Here is a 17,000-nt window from a genome sequence, read left to right as displayed (position 1 = left end):
TGATCTACGCCAATACTGTCGTGCAACGGGGCACGCCCTGGATCGAAAAAGCCGCCTAGCCTTTAATGGTTGCTACGAACCGCCTTCTTGATTGTTCGTTTATTCGCCGGCGGCTTCTTCGCAACCTTCTTCGCCGCCTTCTTGAGCTTGGGCCGCTTCTTCACCTTGGCGCGCTGGGCGGCGGCGAGCGCGGCCCTCGCCCATTGCGAAAGCTCCTCGGAATCGTCGAACAGCCGAGCCGGCAGCTCCCAATAGGAGTTCACCACCACGGTCTTGGCGCGGGTCGCGTATTGGAACGGCTTCGAGCCTTCCGCTTCAAAATCCGGGATGGTCACCTCGTCGGCGCGGAAAAACAGGCCGGCGCGCAAGGCCAGCGCGAAATTGACGCCGTCGGCGGAGATGCCGTAGCCGGAGAACATTTTCGGATGGCGACGGGGCCGAAATCGGCGAACAGGTCGATCAGGAATTCGCGGTTCATGGCAGGCTTCCCGGGGCGAGCAGCCCAGCGTTCATACCACCGCCGTCATTGCGAGCGAAGCGAAGCAATCCAGGCTGTCGACGCGGAGACAGCCTGGATTGCTTCGTCGCAAGTGCTCCTCGCAATGACGGAAAAACTACCCGTCGATCTGCGCCGGGCGCAGCTCGACCGACTCGCCGCAGCCGCAGGCGGAGATCTGGTTGGGGTTGTTGAAGACGAACTGGGCCTGCATCTTGTCGGCCTTGTAGTCCATCTCGGTACCGAGCAGGAACAGCACGGCCTTCGGATCGACCAGGATCTTGACGCCCTTGTCCTCGACGACCTCGTCGGTCGGGCGAACATCATGGGCGTATTCGACCGTGTAGGACTGGCCGGCGCAGCCGCCGTTCTTGACGCCGACGCGCAGGCCCACAATCTCGGAATCGGCGCGCTGGGTCAGCTCGTTGATGCGCTGGGCAGCAGCATCCGTCAGCCGCATCACTTGTGGGCGCGGCCGCCGCGGTTTCGGAGTGGATGCTGGTGTCGAGCCCGACGATATCTGTGTCATGTCAATGATGTGGTCCGTTGCCGAGCGAATTCAATGCCAAGGATCTAACGAGTATCTAAAGCCAGGGTTACGCGTCACCACATGTTGAGCACGAGGCGGGCCTCGTCGCTCATGCGTTCCGGCGTCCAGGCCGGCTCCCAGACCACCTTGACGTCGACCACGCCGACGCCGGGAACGCTGGCGACCGCGTTCTCGACCATGGTCGGCAGCTCGCCGGCAGCCGGGCAGTTCGGCGTCGTCAGCGTCATTTGCACGTCGACCGAGCGATCGTCCTTGATCTCGACCTTGTAGATCAGGCCGAGCTCGTAGATGTCAGCCGGGATTTCCGGGTCGAACACGGTCTTCAGCCCGGCGATGATCTCGGTGGTGAGACGCTCGGTCTCCTCAGGCGGCAGCGCCGACTGGGTTTCCATCGGATTGGCTTTGATTTCGGCCGTGTCACTCATGCGAACAAATCCCGCGCCTTCAACAGCGCCTGTGCCAGATGATCGACTTCTTCTCGCGTATTATACATGCCGAACGACGCCCGGCATGTGGCCGTGACGTTGAACCGCTCTAAAAGCGGCATCACGCAATGGGTGCCGGCGCGCACCGCGATGCCCTGGCGGTCGATCACGGTGGCGACGTCATGGGCGTGCGCGCCCTTGAGCTCGAAGGAGATCACCGGGCCCTTGCCCCGCGCCGTCCCGATCAGCCGCAGCGAGTTGATCTCGCGCAGCTTGTCCTGGGCGTAGGTGACGAGATCGTGCTCGTGCGCGGCGATGCGCTCCTTGCCGATCGAATTGACGTAGTCGATGGCGGCGCCAAGCCCGACCGCCTCGACGATCGCCGGCGTGCCGGCCTCGAATTTGTGCGGGGGATCGCCGTAGGTGACGACGTCGCGCGAGACCTCGCGGATCATCTCGCCGCCGCCGTTAAACGGGCGCATCGCGACCAGGTGGTCGTACTTGGCCCAGAGCACGCCGATGCCGGTCGGACCGTAGACCTTGTGGCCGGTGAAGACGTAGAAGTCGCAGCCGAGGTCCTGGACGTCGACTGGGATATGCACCGCGCCCTGGCTGCCGTCGACCAGCACGGGAATGCCGCGGGCATGGGCGATCTTCACGACGTCCTTGACCGGAACGATGGTGCCGAGCGCGTTCGACATCTGCGTGATCGCGACCAGCCTGGTCTTCGAGGTCAGCAGCTTTTCGAATTCGTCGATGAGGAAATTGCCCTCGTCGTCGACCGGGGCCCATTTGATCACGGCACCATGGCGTTCTCTGAGAAAATGCCAGGGCACGATGTTGGAGTGGTGCTCCATGATCGAGATAACGATCTCGTCGCCTTCTTTGATGTTCGGCTCGCCCCAGGACGAGGCGACGAGGTTGATCGCCTCGGTCGCGTTGCGGGTGAAGATCACTTCCTCAGGTCGCGGCGCGTTAATGAACTGCGCCACCTTGATGCGGCCGCCCTCATAGGCCTCGGTCGCGGCATTGGCGAGATAATGCAGGCCGCGATGCACGTTGGCGTATTCGGAGGTATAGGCCTGCGTCATGCGATCGAGCACGGCGCTCGGCTTCTGTGCAGAAGCCGCGTTATCGAGATAGACCAGCGGCTTGCCGTAGATCTGCATGGCCAGCGCCGGAAAATCTTCGCGCACGCGCGCAACGTCGTAAGAGCCGTTCTTGACTGCCGGATGCATGCTCATTGGCGCCGCTCCAGCCAGCGCTCGGCAATGCCGATCACGTGCTCGCGCAGATCATCGTCGGCGATCTGCTCGATCGCCTCGCCGACGAAAGCCTGGATCAGCAGCGCCTGGGCCTGCTTCTCCGGCAGGCCGCGCGCCTTCAGGTAGAACAGCAGGCTGTCGTCGAGCGCGCCGGCGGTGGCGCCATGGCCGCAAGAGACGTCGTCAGCGAAAATCTCGAGCTCGGGCTTGTTGTCGGCTTCCGCTTCGTCCGAGAGCAGCAGCGCGCGGATCATCATCTTGCCGTCGGTCTTCTGTGCGTCGGGACGAACGATGATACGGCCCTGAAACACCGAGTGCGCACGGTCGTCGATCACGGCGCGGAAGACTTCCCGGCTGACGCAGTTCGGCACGGCGTGGTCGACCACCAGGGTGGTGTCGCCATGTTCGGTCTTCTGCAACAGGTTCACGCCGTTAACGGAGAGCTCGCTGCCCTCGCCCGCCAGCGTGATGAAGCCTTGCAGGCGGCTGACCGCAGCACCGGTGGTCATGTTGAAGAAATTGAGCTTCGTGTTCGCACCGACCGTGACGAACTGCGAGGTAATGTTCACCGCATCCGGCGAATCGTCCATCAGGCGGATATGCGCGACATCGGCGTTGTCGCCGACCCAGAGGATGACGGCGTCGTTGACTTGATAGGCGCTCGTCTTTCCAGCCGCGACGAAGCTTTCGATGATCGTCGCCCGGGCGCCCTTGCCGATACGCAGATGCGAGCGCGTGAACGACGAGGCCGAAGATGCGGTCGCGACATGAATAAGTTGGACCGGGGCGGACGGCTGCGCGCCATCAGCGACCGAGATCACCACGCCGTCGGTCGCCATCGCCGCATTGAGCGAGATCACGGCGTCGCTTGAAATGGTCTGCAGGAGATCGGCGGCGGCGGGATTGGCCTTGTTCTCCAGCACCTCACGCAACGTCTTGACGCTCACCTCGGAGCCAAGCGCCTTCAGGTCCGACAAATCGGCCGCGAACACGCCGTCGACCAGCACCAGCTTGCGGGCGCCCGCGATCGCATGCGCCTTCACGGCGTCCGCGGCACGCTTCAACGCAGCCGCATCGGGTGCAGCCGCCAGCGGCAGCACCTCGCCGACCAGCGCGCGCAGATCGGTGTATTTCCATTCCTCGATCCGGCGGTGCGGCAGGCCGAGACGCTCATAGGTCTCGAACGCCTCGCGACGCACCGCGATCACGGAAGGCGAACCCGGCAGACGGCCTGCGGCGCTGGCGAAGAGATCGCTCACCGCGCGGCCATTTCCGGTCTTTGCCACAGCAACGTTCATCGCAAAATTCCTTACGCGGCGTCCTCGAACTGGGCGTAGCCGGACGCTTCCAGCTCCAGCGCCAGTTCCTTGCCGCCGCTCTTCACGACACGGCCCTTCGACATCACGTGCACGATGTCGGGGACGATGTAGTTCAGCAACCGCTGATAGTGGGTGATAACGACCATCGCGCGCTTGGGCGAATGCAGCGCGTTGACACCATCGGCCGCAATGCGCAACGCGTCGATGTCGAGGCCGGAATCCATCTCGTCGAGGATGCACAGGCTCGGCTCAAACAGCGCCATCTGCAGCACCTCGTTGCGCTTCTTCTCGCCGCCGGAAAAACCGACATTGACGCCGCGCTTGAGCATGTCCTGCGGGATGTTCAGCGACTTCGAGACTTCGCGGACTTTCTTCAAAAAGTCGGGCGTCGAATATTCGCTCTCGCCGCGCGCCTTGCGCTGCGCGTTCAGCGCGGTACGCAGGAAATTCATGGTGGAGACGCCGGGGATCTCGACCGGATACTGGAACGCCAGGAACACGCCCTTGGCGGCGCGCTCGTTGGGGGCCATCGCGAGCAAATCTTCGCCCTTGAACAGGATCTCGCCGTCGGTCACCTCGTAACCCGGCTTGCCGGCGATGACGTGGGACAGCGTCGACTTGCCGGAGCCGTTCGGCCCCATGATCGCGTGGATCTCGCCCTCGTTCACGGTCAGCGTCAGCCCGTGGAGGATCTCACGTTCCTCAACACGAACCTTGAGGTCTTTCACTTCGAGCAAAGCCATATCTTGTTTCCATCTATCTCCTCATCCTGAGGAGCGCCGCAGGCGCGTCTCGAAGGATTAAGGCCAACAATCTTTTCGTATCCATCCTTCGAGACGGCCGCTTACGCGGCCTCCTCAGGATGAGGTCGGCGCTAGCCGACCGATCCTTCAAGCGAGATCGAGATCAGCTTCTGCGCTTCCACCGCGAACTCCATCGGCAGTTGCTGCAGCACGTCCTTGACGAAGCCGTTGACCACGAGGCCGACCGCCTCCTCCTGCGTGAGGCCGCGCTGGATGCAGTAGAACAGCACGTCCTCGGAGATCTTCGACGTGGTGGCCTCGTGCTCGAACGTCGCCGACGAGTTCTTGGCTTCGATGTAGGGAACGGTGTGCGCGCCGCATTTGTCGCCGATCAACAGCGAATCGCAGGCGGTGAAGTTGCGCGCGCCGGTCGCCTTACGATGCGCCGTGACGAGGCCGCGATAGGTGTTCTGCGACTTGCCGGCGGCGATGCCCTTGGAGATGATCCGGCTCGACGTGTTCTTGCCGAGATGGATCATCTTGGTGCCCGAGTCGACCTGCTGATAGCCGTTCGAGATCGCGATCGAGTAGAATTCGCCACGCGAATTGTCGCCGCGCAGGATGCAGCTCGGATATTTCCAGGTGATCGCCGAACCGGTCTCGACCTGGGTCCAGGAGATCTTGGAATTGTTGCCGCGGCAATCGCCACGCTTGGTGACGAAATTGTAGATGCCGCCCTTGCCTTCCGAATTGCCGGGATACCAGTTCTGCACCGTCGAATATTTGATCTCGGCGTCGTCATGCGTGACGAGCTCGACCACGGCTGCGTGCAGTTGGTTCTCGTCGCGCTGCGGCGCGGTGCAGCCCTCGAGATAGGAGACGTAGGAGCCCTTGTCGGCGATGATCAGCGTGCGCTCGAACTGGCCGGTGTTGCGCTCGTTGATGCGGAAGTACGTCGACAGCTCCATCGGGCAGCGCACGCCCGGCGGCACGTAGACGAACGAACCGTCCGAAAACACCGCCGAGTTCAGCGTCGCGTAGAAATTGTCCGAGGTCGGCACCACGGATCCCAGATATTTCTGCACCAGCTCGGGATGCTCGCGGATCGCCTCCGAGATCGGCATGAAGATCACGCCGGCCTTCTTCAGCTCCGCCTTAAAGGTGGTCGCAACCGAAACCGAATCGAAGACGGCATCGACCGCGATCTTGCGACGCGTGGGATCTTCCTCGCCGGGCTTCGGCTCGACGCCTTCGAGCATGGCGACTTCCCGCAAGGGAATGCCGAGCTTCTCGTAGGTCTTCAGAATCTCTGGATCGATCTCGTCGAGCGAGGTGATCGTCTTCTTCGGCTTCGGCGCCGAATAATAATAGAGGTCCTGGAAGTCGATCTTGGGATAATCGACGCGCGCCCAGGTCGGCTCGGTCATGGTTAGCCAGCGCCGATAGGCTTCGAGCCGCCACTGGAGCATCCAGGCGGGTTCGTTCTTCTTCTCGGAGATGAACTTGACGGTCTCTTCCGACAGCCCCTTTGGGGCCTTGTCGGACTCGATCAGGGTCTCAAACCCATAACGATACTGATCGACGTCGATGCGCTTCACGCGCTCGACCGTCTCTTGCACGGCTGGCATTCTATCCTCCGCTCGCGGTTTCAAGGACCGCGGTGGATCATCAAACTCGGACGACTATTACGATGTTTCTTGGCGGGAAGCACGCGCTTAGAACCGTTCAAGCCGTGTTTCATCGCTTATCCCTTAAGTAGGGTATTACCGAGCTTTCGCCAAGCCTCTAACGCCCTGTTGATGTCATCCGGCTCCGTGGACCAGCCCAGACTAAGACGCACCGCTCCTTGGGCGACGGTCGGATCATACCCCATTGCCGACAACACGTGGGACGGCTGAACCTTGCCCGAGGAACAGGCAGAGCCTGAGGACACGGCGACGCCTTCGAGGTCGAAGCCGATCACCGCGGTCTCGGCCTTAAGGCCGGGGGCGGTGAACAGAACGGTATTTGGCAACCGCTTGACGTCACTTGAGAAGACCGTTGCGCCGGCCATGGAGCGAATGCCATTTTCCAAGCGATCTCTGAGACTTGCCATCCGCGCTGCATCCTCCGACAAAGCCTGAAGGGCGACCCGCACCGCTGCCCCGAAGCCGGCAATGCCGGCGACATTCTCGGTTCCCGCGCGCCGGTTCATCTCCTGCCCGCCGCCCCGCAGCAACGGCTCAAGCCCGGCCACGCCCTCGGCCGCGACCAGCGCGCCAACACCCTTGGGACCGCCGATCTTGTGTGCAGAAAAGGTCGCAAGGTCTGCGCCGATAGCTTTGATATCGAAAGGGATTTTTCCAAACGCCTGGATTGCATCGACGTGCAGGAGGCCGCCAGCCGCGTGAACGATTGCCGCGGCCTCGGCGATAGGCTGCAGCGCGCCCGTCTCATTGTTGGCCGCCATGATGGAGACCAGCGCCGGCGGGCCGTCGCCGAGCAGCGCCTTCAAATCGTCGAGGTCGATCACGCCGGAGCGCGTAACCCTGACCTGACCGATCCTATCGGCCGGGAACCGGCCGCCCGCCAGCACCGACGCATGCTCGACCGCCGAGACTAGGAGCCGCTCAACAGGCCCGCCAGAAGGCCCTCGAAGGCCCGGCGACAGCGCCAGCGCGTTGGCTTCGGTTCCCGCGGAGGTGAAAACCACGTTCCGCGGCAACGCGCCGACGGAGGTCGCAAGCAGGGCCCGCGCGTCCTCGACAAGCCGTCGCGCCTCGCGCCCCTCGGCATGAACCGAGGAGGGATTGCCGATGAGCTCGGAGGCTGCGAGCATTGCGCTTCGGGCCTCGGGACGAAGCGGCGTGGTCGCATTCCAGTCGAGATAGATGCGGCTCGGCATAGACTACTATATTACCTGCGATCGTGGTTGTTGCGCCAGCGCTGGTACCCGACATGGGCTCCCCTGGAGCACTTGGCAATCTCGATTCCGGATTCCCCATCGCGCGACGGAACGGCCATGACGCTAACATCTTGAGCCGATTGCGGGATGTTCAAGATGCTTGCTTTTTGACCCTCGCCTCATGTTAGAACGCGCGCGTCAGTTCGCCGCGCGCCGCTCGCGCATCATCCGAGGGCGCCGCTCCACCCTTCCATTCGCGGCTTGATCGGCCCAGCAGCCGATGAAATCCGCACAATCGGTTGATTGTTGAAGAGCGTCTTCAAGGGATCAATCAAGAGATCATCATGCCTGAAGTTATTTTCACCGGCCCCGCCGGCCGTCTCGAAGGCCGCTACCATCCGGCCAAGCAGAAGAACGCGCCGATCGCGATGGTCCTGCATCCGCATCCGCAGTTCCACGGCACGATGAATCATCAGATCATCTACCAGTGCTACTATGCGTTCGCGCATCGCGGCTTCTCCGTGCTGCGGTTCAATTTCCGCGGCGTCGGCCGCAGCCAGGGCTCGTTCGACCACGGCACTGGCGAATTGTCGGACGCGGCCGCGGCGCTCGACTGGGCGCAGACCATCAATCCCGAAGCGCGCGCCTGCTGGGTTGCCGGCTTCTCCTTCGGCGCCTGGATCGGCATGCAGTTGCTGATGCGCCGCCCGGAGGTCGAGGGCTTCATCTCGATCGCGCCGCCCGCCAACCTCTACGACTTCTCGTTCCTCGCGCCCTGCCCGTCCTCTGGCCTGATCGTGCATGGCGAGAAGGACGCGGTGGTGCCGCCCAAGGACGTCAACACGCTGGTCGAGAAGCTGAAGACGCAAAAGGGCATCGTGATCGACCAGCAGGTCATCCCCGGCGCCAACCACTTCTTCGACGCCAAGCTCGAGCCGCTGATGGAAACCATCACCGCCTATCTCGACATGCGCCTCGCCAACGTGCGCTGAGCTTTCCGTGGGCGCGTTCATCGCATTGCTGCGTGCCGTGAATGTCGGCGGCACCGGCAAACTGCCGATGAGCGAACTCAAGGCCATTTGCGAGGAGCTCGGCTACGCCGCTGTGCGCACCTATATTGCAAGCGGCAACGTCGTCTTCACAAGCCGCAAGTCGCAATCTGCGATCAAGACCGCACTCGAAAAGCGGTTGCACGCCTATGCCGGCGCGCCGGTCGGCGTGCTCGTGCGCAGCGCCACCGAGATGGCGCGGGTCTTGGCCGATAATCCGTTTCCAAAGGCCGCGCCCAACCGCACCGTCGCGATCTTCCTCGACAAGGCGCCGCCGGCGGATGCGCTCGCCGGCATTCGCGGCCAGAACAAGGAGGAGGTCCGCCTCGGCCACCGCGAGATCTACGTGCATTACGGCGACGGCATGGGCACGTCGAAGCTGGTCATCCCCGCCGCCAAGACCGGCACCGCGCGCAACATGAACACGATCGCGACGCTCGCGAAAATGGCCGCAGAGCTCTAGGCCAGCTTGAGCGCCGCGATCCCCGTCAGCACCAGCACGATCCCCGCGATCTTCATCGCGCTCAGGGTCTCGCCGAATAGCACGACGCCCATGATGAAGGTGCCGGCGGCGCCAATGCCCGTCCACACCGAATAGGCGACGCCGACCTCGAGCACCTTCAAGGCGCGTCCGAGCAGGAACACAAAGGCGGCGAGCAGCACCAGCGAGACGATACTCCAGCTCACACGCGTGTAGCCCTCCGCGTATTTCATCGAGATCGCCCAGCCGACATCAAGCACGCCGGCGACCACCAGCATCAGCCAGGCCATGGATTGCGACATCGGCGAGGGCTCAAGCCGCGAGCTTGAGCAGATGCGCGTCATGCCGCACCAGGAAGGCGCGCAGCAATTGCGGATAGTCCGCGCCGACCGCGGTGCGGACGCTCGGACGCTTCGCCAGTTCGGCGCGCCATGCGCGGACCTTCGGCACATCGCGGAAAATGCCGTGCTCGGTCAGCTCGTCGAACAGATCGAAATAGCGGAAGACGGGCGCGAACACTGCGTCGACCAAACTGAACGCTTCGCCGGCAAAATAAGGACCGGCGCCGAGCGCCGCCTCGACCCGCGCGAATTTTGCAACGAGCGCCTGGCGCTTGCTCTCGAACGTCGCCGGATCGGTCGTGGTCTCCAGGCCCCAGAGATCGCCGAGCACTGCTGAACCAAACTCCATCCACGCCCGGTGCTCGGCACGCTTCAAGGCATCCGCCGGATGCAGCTTCACACCGCCTTGCGTCTCCTCGATGTACTCGCAGATCACGTTGCTCTCGAACAGCGCGACCTCGCCCTTGTCGGTCGTCACGACCAGCACCGGCACTTTGCCAAGCGGCGACAGTTTGAGAAACCAGTCCGGCTTGTTGGCGAGATCGATGTCGACCCGCTCGAACGGAACGCCCTTCTCCTTGAGCGCGATCACCGCGCGCTGCACGTATGGACAAAGCTTGTGGCTGATCAGTCTGAGTGAAGCGGTCATGGCAAAGATCCCGGCAGTTGGATGCAACTGCATCCAAGATAGATGCATTTGCATGCATTCGTCAAGTTCAATGCATTTGCATCGACCGGTATCGATCTGGGGATCACCTCAAGGCCGCGCGATCACCCCGCCCGTCATTGGCATTGGCACGCCCGTGGTCGCGGGATACGACAGCGGCAGGCCCTTCAGGCCGCGCGCGGCAAGGAAGCCGAAGGCCTGCGCCTCGATGGCGTCGGAGGCCCAGCCGACTGCCTCGGCGGCCTCGACAGTGGCGGACCCAACGCGCTCCCGCAGCATCTGGAGCATGGTCCGGTTGCGGGCGCCACCGCCGCAGACGATCCAGCTTCGCGGCCTGCGTGGCAGCAGCGGGATGATGCGGGCGATGGCCGCCGCGGTGAAGGCGGTCAGAGTCGCGGCGCCGTCGGCCGGCTGCACCTCGCCGAGCTTTAGTGCGGCAAAATCGTTGCGGTCGAGCGATTTCGGCGGCGGGCTTGCGAAGAACGGCAACTCCAGCGCCCGCGCGATCCAGGCTTCGTCCGCCTTGCCGAGGGCGGCGAACTTTCCGTCCGCGTCGAACGCCTGGTTCATGGTGCGGTACATGAAATCGTCGAGCAGCGCGTTGCCGGGCCCGGTATCGCAGGCGATCAGCGTGTCGTTGCCGTCGATATAGGTGATGTTGGAGACGCCGCCGATATTGACGACAACGATCGGCCCTTCGCGCTCCAGCGACTGGACGAGCGCCCGGTGGTAGACCGGCACGAATGGCGCGCCCTGCCCGCCAGCTTCGACGTCGGCGGCGCGGAAATCATGCATCACGGGGATGTGGATCGCCTTGGCCAGCGCCGGCGCATCGCCGATCTGCACCGTCAGCCGTTTCTCGGGGCGATGCAGCACGGTCTGGCCGTGGAAGCCGACGATGTCGATGTCTTCCGGCCTCATCCGATTCTGGGCGACAAAGGCGGCGACCGCCTCAGCATGCGCCTGGGTCACCGCGCGCTCGGCCTCGGCCAAAATCCCCGGCCGGGCATCGCGCTGCGGCAGGTGCACCGCCTCGCTCAGCGCCTGGCGCAGCAGGTTGCGCTCCGCCGGGCTATACGGCCGGTAGCCGGACGGCCCGAACGCCTTCACCTGCTTTCCGTCGGTTTCGATCAGCGCAACATCCACCCCGTCCAGCGAGGTGCCGCTCATCAAACCGAGTGCCGTCAACATCATGGATCAGCGTCCTCAAGAGACCCTTCCGGCATGCCGATCTTGTGCCAGAGGGACACATCTTATAATGCCACAGGCCAAAGTGGCGGGCAGCAATCGAGTTCCCATAGAAGACCCTTAAATTGCTCCCAAAACAGTAAACCAAGAATTGTCAGGCGCGCCGACAAATGACTGCATTCAAATCGGATTTCCTCAACACGCTGCAGGAACGTGGATTCGTCCATCAGTGCTCCGATTTCGAGGGGCTGGACGCACTCGCCGCCAAGGGCGAGGTGACCGGCTATGTCGGCTACGATTGCACCGCCCGCTCGCTGCATATCGGCAACTACCTGACCATGATGATGCTGCACTGGCTGCAGCAGTCCGGCAACAAGCCGATCACCCTGATGGGCGGCGGCACCACCATGGTCGGCGATCCCTCCGGCAAGGACGAGACGCGTGCAATCCGCTCTGTCGCCGAGATCGAGGCCAACAAGGAATCGATCCGCGGCGTGTTCGCAAAAGTGCTGCGTTATGGCGACGGCAAGAGCGACGCCATCATGCTCGACAATGCCGAGTGGCTGACAAAGCTCAACTACATCGAGATGCTGCGCGACGTCGGCCGGCACTTCTCGGTCAACCGTATGCTGACCATGGACTCCGTGCGCCTGCGCCTCGAACGCGAGCAGGAGATGAGCTTCATCGAGTTCAACTACATGATCTGCCAGGCCTACGACTATGTCGAACTCGCCAGGCGGACCGGCTGCAACTTGCAGATGGGCGGCTCCGACCAGTGGGGCAACATCATCATGGGCGTCGATCTCGGCCGCCGCATGGGCACCCATCAGCTGTTCGCGCTGACGACGCCGCTGCTGACGACGGCATCGGGGGTCAAGATGGGCAAGACCGCGCAAGGCGCGGTCTGGCTCAACGCCGACCAATTCTCGCCGTATGATTTCTGGCAGTACTGGCGCAACACCGAGGATGCCGACGTCGGCAAATTCCTCAAGCTGTTCACGACGCTGCCGATGAGCGAGATCAGGAAGCTCGAGGCGCTCGGAGGCTCCGAGATCAACGAGGCCAAGAAGGTACTCGCCACCGAGGCGACCGCGCTCCTGCATGGCCGCGACGCCGCGAACGAGGCGGCCGAGACCGCGCGCCGCACCTTCGAGGAAGGCGCGCTGGCCGAGAGTCTCCCGACCGTGGAAATTCCGCGCGGCGAGTTCGACGCCGGCCTCGGCGTGCTCAATGCCTTCGTCAAGGCGGGCCTCGTTGCCTCCAATGGCGAAGCACGGCGCCAGATCAAGGGCGGCGGCCTGCGCGTCAATGACGAGCCTGTCACGGACGAGAAGATGGCGTTGTCGGCGGCCAACCTGACGCCGGAAGGCGTGGTCAAACTGTCGTTCGGCAAGAAGAAGCACATCCTCCTCAGGCCTGCATAGGCGTATGAGCTTTTCGCTGCTTGTCAGGGCGCGCTGAAGCGCGCTCCCTGATCGGCAATGGACCAGAACACGCTAGAGGAACAGTCCAAGCAAACGACCCGGGAACGCGTCACGGCGACGCCGCAGGGCGTCGTGCGCACCGCGCTGGTGGTGCTCGCGCTCTGCTTCACACTTGCCGTGCTCGGCCGCGGCCTCAGCGAAAGCTTCACCGTCTTCCTGAAGCCGATCTCGGAAAACTTTGGCTGGGATCGCGCCCAGGTGGTCTCGATCTATTCGCTGACCTGGCTCGTCAGCGGACTGATGGCGCCATTGGTCGGGCGCCTGTTCGATCATTCCGGACCGCGCATCGTCTATGCACTCGGGCTGTTGCTGCTCGGCTCGGCCTTCCTGATCGCAAGCCACGCGCAGTCACTCTGGCAATTCCAGCTCTCGATCGGACTCTGCGTCGGCATCGGCGTCGCCTTCATCGGCAATGTGCCGAACTCGATCCTGCTCGGCCGCTGGTTCGGCCCAAAGCTGCCGACCGCGATGGCGGTGGTCTACTCGGCCATGGGGGGCGGCGTGCTGGCGCTGCTGCCGGCCTCGCAGCTTTTGATCGATCATCTCGGCTGGCGCGAAACCTACCAGCTGTTCGGCTTCGCCGCGCTCGGCCTGCTGGTGCCGCTGATGCTGCTGCCATGGCGGCTGTTCGCCTCGGGCTCGCCGCATATCGCCAAGAAGACCGATCCCGATTTCGTCGATCACGGCTGGACCCTTCCGAGCGCGATGCGCCATCACGCCTTCTGGGCGCTGTTCTCGACCTTCTTCTTCACCGCGGTCGGCATGTACGCGATCGCCGCCCAGATCGTGGCCTATCTGATCGATGCCGGCTTTCCGCCGCTGCAGGCCGCGACGGCCTGGGGCTTCTCCGGCGTCGTCCTGGTGTTCGGCATGCTCGGCGTGTCAGCGCTCGACGGCCTGATCGGACGCCGGCCGTCGGTGCTGCTCAGCTACGCGATCTCGATCCTCGGCATCTTCCTGCTGTGGCTGTTGCAATACTCCGCCAATCTCCTCCTGCTCACCGGATTCGTGGTCTGCTTCGGCAGCATGATGGGCTCACGTGGACCGCTGATCACGGCGACCGCGATGAAGATCTTCGGGGGCAAGCGCGTCGGCACCATCTACGGCACCATCTCGATCGGCAGCGGACTCGGCTCGGCGTTCGGCTCCTGGAGCGGCGGCCTGATCCACGACGCGACCCACGGCTACAACGCGCTGCTCGCCTTCGCGCTTGCGAGCGTGGTGCTCGGGATGATCCCGTTCCTGGTCGTGCCCGCCTTGCGGCGGTAGGTGTCTCAGAGGTAACCTGCGGGCATTCGCGTCACCGGGAAATTACGGATGGGCACGGCGCGAACAGCTGCAAAAGATGTGGATGGCGCGCGGCTGAAAGTCCCTCCCGCGGTGTTTTGTCCGACATGACAAAAATGTCAGCGCAAATTGCCCTTGGGCGGCTTGCAGCGCAGAACTGAATGCGGTCCTAGTCGCAGCATTGGATGGAGGGCACAAACCAATGAACTTTCCCTATCTCGTTCGCTTTCAACCGGTTCTCTTGAGCCTGTTTCGTTTCGTCACCGGCCTGCTGCTGTTCCAGTACGGCATCGCCAAGCTGTTCAAGTTTCCGGTGCTTCCCTACTTCGCAAACATCCCGCCGATTATCTACGCAGCCGGTACGCTTGAGCTCGTGCTTGGCGCGCTGCTGATGATCGGCCTGTTCACCCGCCTCGCGGCATTCATCCTCTCGGGTGAGATGGCCTTCGCCTATTTCATGGGGCACATGTTCAAGGGCGAAACGCCGGTGTTCCTGCCGCTGCTCAATGGTGGCACCGCGGCGATCCTGTTCTGCTTCGCCTGCCTCTACCTCTCGGCAGCCGGCGGCGGCTCGGTCAGCGCCGATGCGGCGATGGGCAAGGACTAGCGGCACAACCGGCGGCGCGTTCGCGCGGCGCTGAGGCGTCAGCAATTGATCCGCGAATAAAGAGATGGCACCCGTACATTTACGGGTGCCATCTCAGCGCGAGCCCAGCACGTTCCAGACGAGGACGAGGACCGCGACCAGCAGCATCGACATGATGAGGCGGTGGACGAATCGGTTCATGTCCGCTCCCACCGGATTCGGTCGGGACTGAAGACCCACACAATCTTTCTCCCAGTTGACTTGCCATGCGCCCACGCGGCGCATTTCCGCATGGATGTTTGCGCATGCAGCTCGCGGACGCCGCTTGCGCGGCAGCCGTCGCACGCGTCCATTCATGATTGGTAAGAATTTCATGCTACCGACGCGAGCAACAATAATCATTCCGTCGAGGCCGTGATGAAGCTGCTGAGTCACCTCAAGATCCGCACCAAGCTCGCCAGCATGGTCTGTCTTTCGGCACTCACGGTCACGGCCATCATCGGGGTGTCGTCCGTGCTCAGCAAGAGCCGCATGCTGGAGGACCGTGTCCAGCAGATGCGGACCGCGGTCGATATGCTCCACAACTTCGCCCAATCACTTGAAGAGGAAGTCGGCGCCGGCAAGCTGACGCAGGCCGAAGCGAAAATCCAGTTCCACCAGCGCGGTCGCCGCATGAGCTTCAATGGCGGCCAAGGCTATCCGGTGGTCTACAACGCCGATACGTCCCTCATCGTCAACGGCGCCAACCAGCAGCTCGAAGGCAAGATCACCGGTGCGAAGGACTCCAATGGCGTCCTGATTGCCGACGCCATTATCAAGGCCGGCGCCGAGACCACACAGGGTGGCGTAACCTCCTATCTCTATCCCCGCCCCGGCCAGACGGACCCGGTCCGCAAGACCGTGTTCGCGCGCAAATTCGCGCCCTGGAACGCGACGATCAGCTACGGCCTCTATGTCGACGACATCGATGCCGACGTGCGAGCCTTGACGCTGGAGCTGGGGGCGATCGGCATCGGCCTGATGCTGCTGATGGCGACCCTGTCCTGGCTGATCGCCCGCGACGTGCTCGGCGCGCTCGACCGCCAGAAGAACCGCATGCAGGCCATTTCCGAAGGCGCGATCGACACGGCGGTCGAGGAGACCGGTCGCGGCGACGAGATCGGCCGCATGGCGGAGACCCTCGAAGTGCTCAGGCAGACCGCCTTGACGGCGCGCAAGCTGGAGGCCGAGCAGGTCGCCACCAAGTCCCGCAGCGAACAGGAGAAGCGCGACGCGCTGATCTCGCTTGCCGACCGGTTCGATGCCTCTGTCGGCCAGCTCGTCGGCCTGATGGCCTCGGGCTCCGGCGAGCTGGAGGTCACCGCCAAGTCGATGTCGTCGACCGCGGAAGGGACCAACCGCCGCGCCGCCGTCGTCGGCTCGGCCGCCACCGAAGCCAGCCAGCGCGTCCAGACGGTCGCGGCCGCCGCCGAGGAGCTCTCCTCCTCCATCACCGAGATCAGCCGTCAGGTCGCGCAGTCCGCCGTGGTCACCGGCCGCGCCGTGGACAGCGCGCGCCGCACCGACACCATCGTCCGCGCGCTCTCGGACGGCGCCCAGCAGATCGAGCATGTCGCCGAGCTGATTTCCAGCATCGCGGCGCAGACCAACCTGCTCGCGCTCAACGCCACTATCGAGGCCGCACGCGCCGGTGAAGCCGGCCGCGGCTTTGCTGTCGTCGCCTCCGAGGTGAAGTCGCTGGCGAGCCAGACCGCGGAAGCCACCCGCGAGATCGGCGACAAGATCGCCCAGATCCAGGGCGCGACCAAGGAAGCGGTGGACGCCATCGGCGGCATCACCGCCACCATCGAGGAGGTCAGCCGGATCGCCACCTCGATCGGCGCCGCGATCGAGGAGCAAGGCGCCGCCACCGCCGAGATCGCCCGCAGCGTCTCGCAGACGGCCGAGGCGACCCAGGAGGTCACCACCAATATCGGCGGCGTCAGCACGGCAGCAAACGAGACCGGCAATGCCGCAGGCATGGTGCTCGCCGCTGCGTCAAACCTCTCCAAGCAGGCCGAGCAGCTCTCCGGCGAAGTCGGGACCTTCCTGGCAGGCGTGCGCGCGGCGTACGGCGGCGCACGGGCCTCGTGGTTCGAGACGCCCGCTCCGCGGGCTCCTCAGGATGAGGTCCTGTTCCACGGATAAATCTTAGATCCTCATGGTGAGGAGCCCGCGGAGCGGGCGTCTCGAAGG

17 protein-coding genes and 1 pseudogene are annotated in these 17,000 nt (G+C 63.7%); 6 read left to right on the top strand and 12 right to left on the bottom strand.

Features of this window, described 5'->3' with window-relative positions; genetic code table 11:
- Window positions 1-62: 62 nt before the first annotated feature.
- The 8 genes and pseudogenes from AC0L3A_RS05550 to AC0L3A_RS05515 all read right to left on the bottom strand — a co-directional run bounded on the left by AC0L3A_RS05550 (window position 63) and on the right by AC0L3A_RS05515 (window position 7,682).
- Window positions 63-478 (bottom strand): annotated as a pseudogene (locus AC0L3A_RS05550) (TfoX/Sxy family protein).
- A 136-nt stretch (window positions 479-614) separates the two neighbouring features.
- Entirely contained in the window at window positions 615-1,025 is a 411-nt protein-coding gene (locus tag AC0L3A_RS05545; RefSeq protein WP_081747958.1) for a HesB/IscA family protein, read from the bottom strand.
- A 74-nt stretch (window positions 1,026-1,099) separates the two neighbouring features.
- A complete protein-coding gene (locus AC0L3A_RS05540) occupies window positions 1,100-1,471 on the bottom strand; it encodes an SUF system Fe-S cluster assembly protein (RefSeq protein WP_007591551.1) in 372 nt (123 codons plus the stop codon).
- Complete coding sequence (locus AC0L3A_RS05535; protein ID WP_007591552.1) at window positions 1,468-2,715, bottom strand: cysteine desulfurase; 1,248 nt, start codon at window positions 2,713-2,715, stop codon at window positions 1,468-1,470. The genes AC0L3A_RS05540 and AC0L3A_RS05535 overlap by 4 nt, the downstream gene beginning before the upstream one ends.
- Window positions 2,712-4,034 carry a Fe-S cluster assembly protein SufD gene (gene sufD, locus AC0L3A_RS05530; RefSeq protein WP_007591553.1) on the bottom strand — a complete coding sequence of 441 codons (1,323 nt, stop codon included), beginning with the start codon at window positions 4,032-4,034 and terminating at the stop codon, window positions 2,712-2,714. The genes AC0L3A_RS05535 and sufD overlap by 4 nt, the downstream gene beginning before the upstream one ends.
- Before the next feature lie 11 nt (window positions 4,035-4,045).
- Window positions 4,046-4,798: a Fe-S cluster assembly ATPase SufC gene (gene sufC, locus AC0L3A_RS05525; RefSeq protein WP_007591556.1), complete on the bottom strand. Its 753-nt coding sequence runs from the start codon at window positions 4,796-4,798 to the stop codon at window positions 4,046-4,048.
- A gap of 131 nt (window positions 4,799-4,929) precedes the next feature.
- The gene (gene sufB / locus AC0L3A_RS05520; RefSeq protein WP_007591558.1) at window positions 4,930-6,426 is read right to left on the bottom strand and encodes a Fe-S cluster assembly protein SufB; all 1,497 of its coding nucleotides are present in this window, start codon (window positions 6,424-6,426) and stop codon (window positions 4,930-4,932) included.
- 116 nt (window positions 6,427-6,542) lie between these two features.
- Window positions 6,543-7,682, bottom strand: a complete 1,140-nt coding sequence (locus AC0L3A_RS05515; RefSeq protein ID WP_007591560.1) for a cysteine desulfurase family protein — start codon at window positions 7,680-7,682, stop codon at window positions 6,543-6,545.
- 344 nt (window positions 7,683-8,026) lie between these two features.
- On the opposite strand from AC0L3A_RS05515, the gene AC0L3A_RS05510 reads away from it, so the two are divergent.
- Window positions 8,027-8,674, top strand: a complete 648-nt coding sequence (locus tag AC0L3A_RS05510) for an alpha/beta hydrolase (protein WP_007591562.1) — start codon at window positions 8,027-8,029, stop codon at window positions 8,672-8,674.
- Between the two features lie 7 nt (window positions 8,675-8,681).
- Window positions 8,682-9,194, top strand: coding sequence for a DUF1697 domain-containing protein (locus tag AC0L3A_RS05505; RefSeq protein WP_007591564.1), 513 nt, complete (start codon window positions 8,682-8,684; stop codon window positions 9,192-9,194).
- Here the strand turns inward: AC0L3A_RS05505 and AC0L3A_RS05500 are convergent.
- The 3 genes from AC0L3A_RS05500 to AC0L3A_RS05490 form a co-directional block, all read right to left on the bottom strand.
- Window positions 9,191-9,514 carry a DMT family transporter gene (locus tag AC0L3A_RS05500; protein WP_354128162.1) on the bottom strand — a complete coding sequence of 108 codons (324 nt, stop codon included), beginning with the start codon at window positions 9,512-9,514 and terminating at the stop codon, window positions 9,191-9,193. The genes AC0L3A_RS05505 and AC0L3A_RS05500 overlap by 4 nt on opposite strands.
- Before the next feature lie 10 nt (window positions 9,515-9,524).
- Entirely contained in the window at window positions 9,525-10,202 is a 678-nt protein-coding gene (locus tag AC0L3A_RS05495; protein ID WP_354128161.1) for a glutathione S-transferase family protein, read from the bottom strand.
- A 108-nt stretch (window positions 10,203-10,310) separates the two neighbouring features.
- Window positions 10,311-11,414, bottom strand: coding sequence for an anhydro-N-acetylmuramic acid kinase (locus tag AC0L3A_RS05490; RefSeq protein ID WP_007591569.1), 1,104 nt, complete (start codon window positions 11,412-11,414; stop codon window positions 10,311-10,313).
- 164 nt (window positions 11,415-11,578) lie between these two features.
- Between AC0L3A_RS05490 and tyrS the strand changes: the two genes are divergently transcribed.
- From tyrS to AC0L3A_RS05475, 3 genes are all read left to right on the top strand, one after another.
- Window positions 11,579-12,832, top strand: a complete 1,254-nt coding sequence (gene tyrS, locus AC0L3A_RS05485) for a tyrosine--tRNA ligase (protein ID WP_007591570.1) — start codon at window positions 11,579-11,581, stop codon at window positions 12,830-12,832.
- A 57-nt stretch (window positions 12,833-12,889) separates the two neighbouring features.
- Window positions 12,890-14,161 carry an MFS transporter gene (locus tag AC0L3A_RS05480; protein ID WP_354128160.1) on the top strand — a complete coding sequence of 424 codons (1,272 nt, stop codon included), beginning with the start codon at window positions 12,890-12,892 and terminating at the stop codon, window positions 14,159-14,161.
- A 220-nt stretch (window positions 14,162-14,381) separates the two neighbouring features.
- Window positions 14,382-14,786: a DoxX family protein gene (locus AC0L3A_RS05475; protein ID WP_354128159.1), complete on the top strand. Its 405-nt coding sequence runs from the start codon at window positions 14,382-14,384 to the stop codon at window positions 14,784-14,786.
- A gap of 93 nt (window positions 14,787-14,879) precedes the next feature.
- Here AC0L3A_RS05475 and AC0L3A_RS05470 read toward each other — a convergent pair whose 3' ends face one another.
- Entirely contained in the window at window positions 14,880-15,200 is a 321-nt protein-coding gene (locus AC0L3A_RS05470; RefSeq protein WP_219682609.1) for a hypothetical protein, read from the bottom strand.
- Between AC0L3A_RS05470 and AC0L3A_RS05465 the strand changes: the two genes are divergently transcribed.
- Complete coding sequence (locus tag AC0L3A_RS05465) at window positions 15,183-16,952, top strand: methyl-accepting chemotaxis protein (protein ID WP_473253795.1); 1,770 nt, start codon at window positions 15,183-15,185, stop codon at window positions 16,950-16,952. The genes AC0L3A_RS05470 and AC0L3A_RS05465 overlap by 18 nt on opposite strands.
- Window positions 16,953-17,000 lie beyond the last annotated feature (48 nt).

It is taken from the genome of Bradyrhizobium sp. MI1.3 (assembly GCF_055811695.1).
This window is presented reverse-complemented; position numbering and strand designations above follow the sequence as displayed.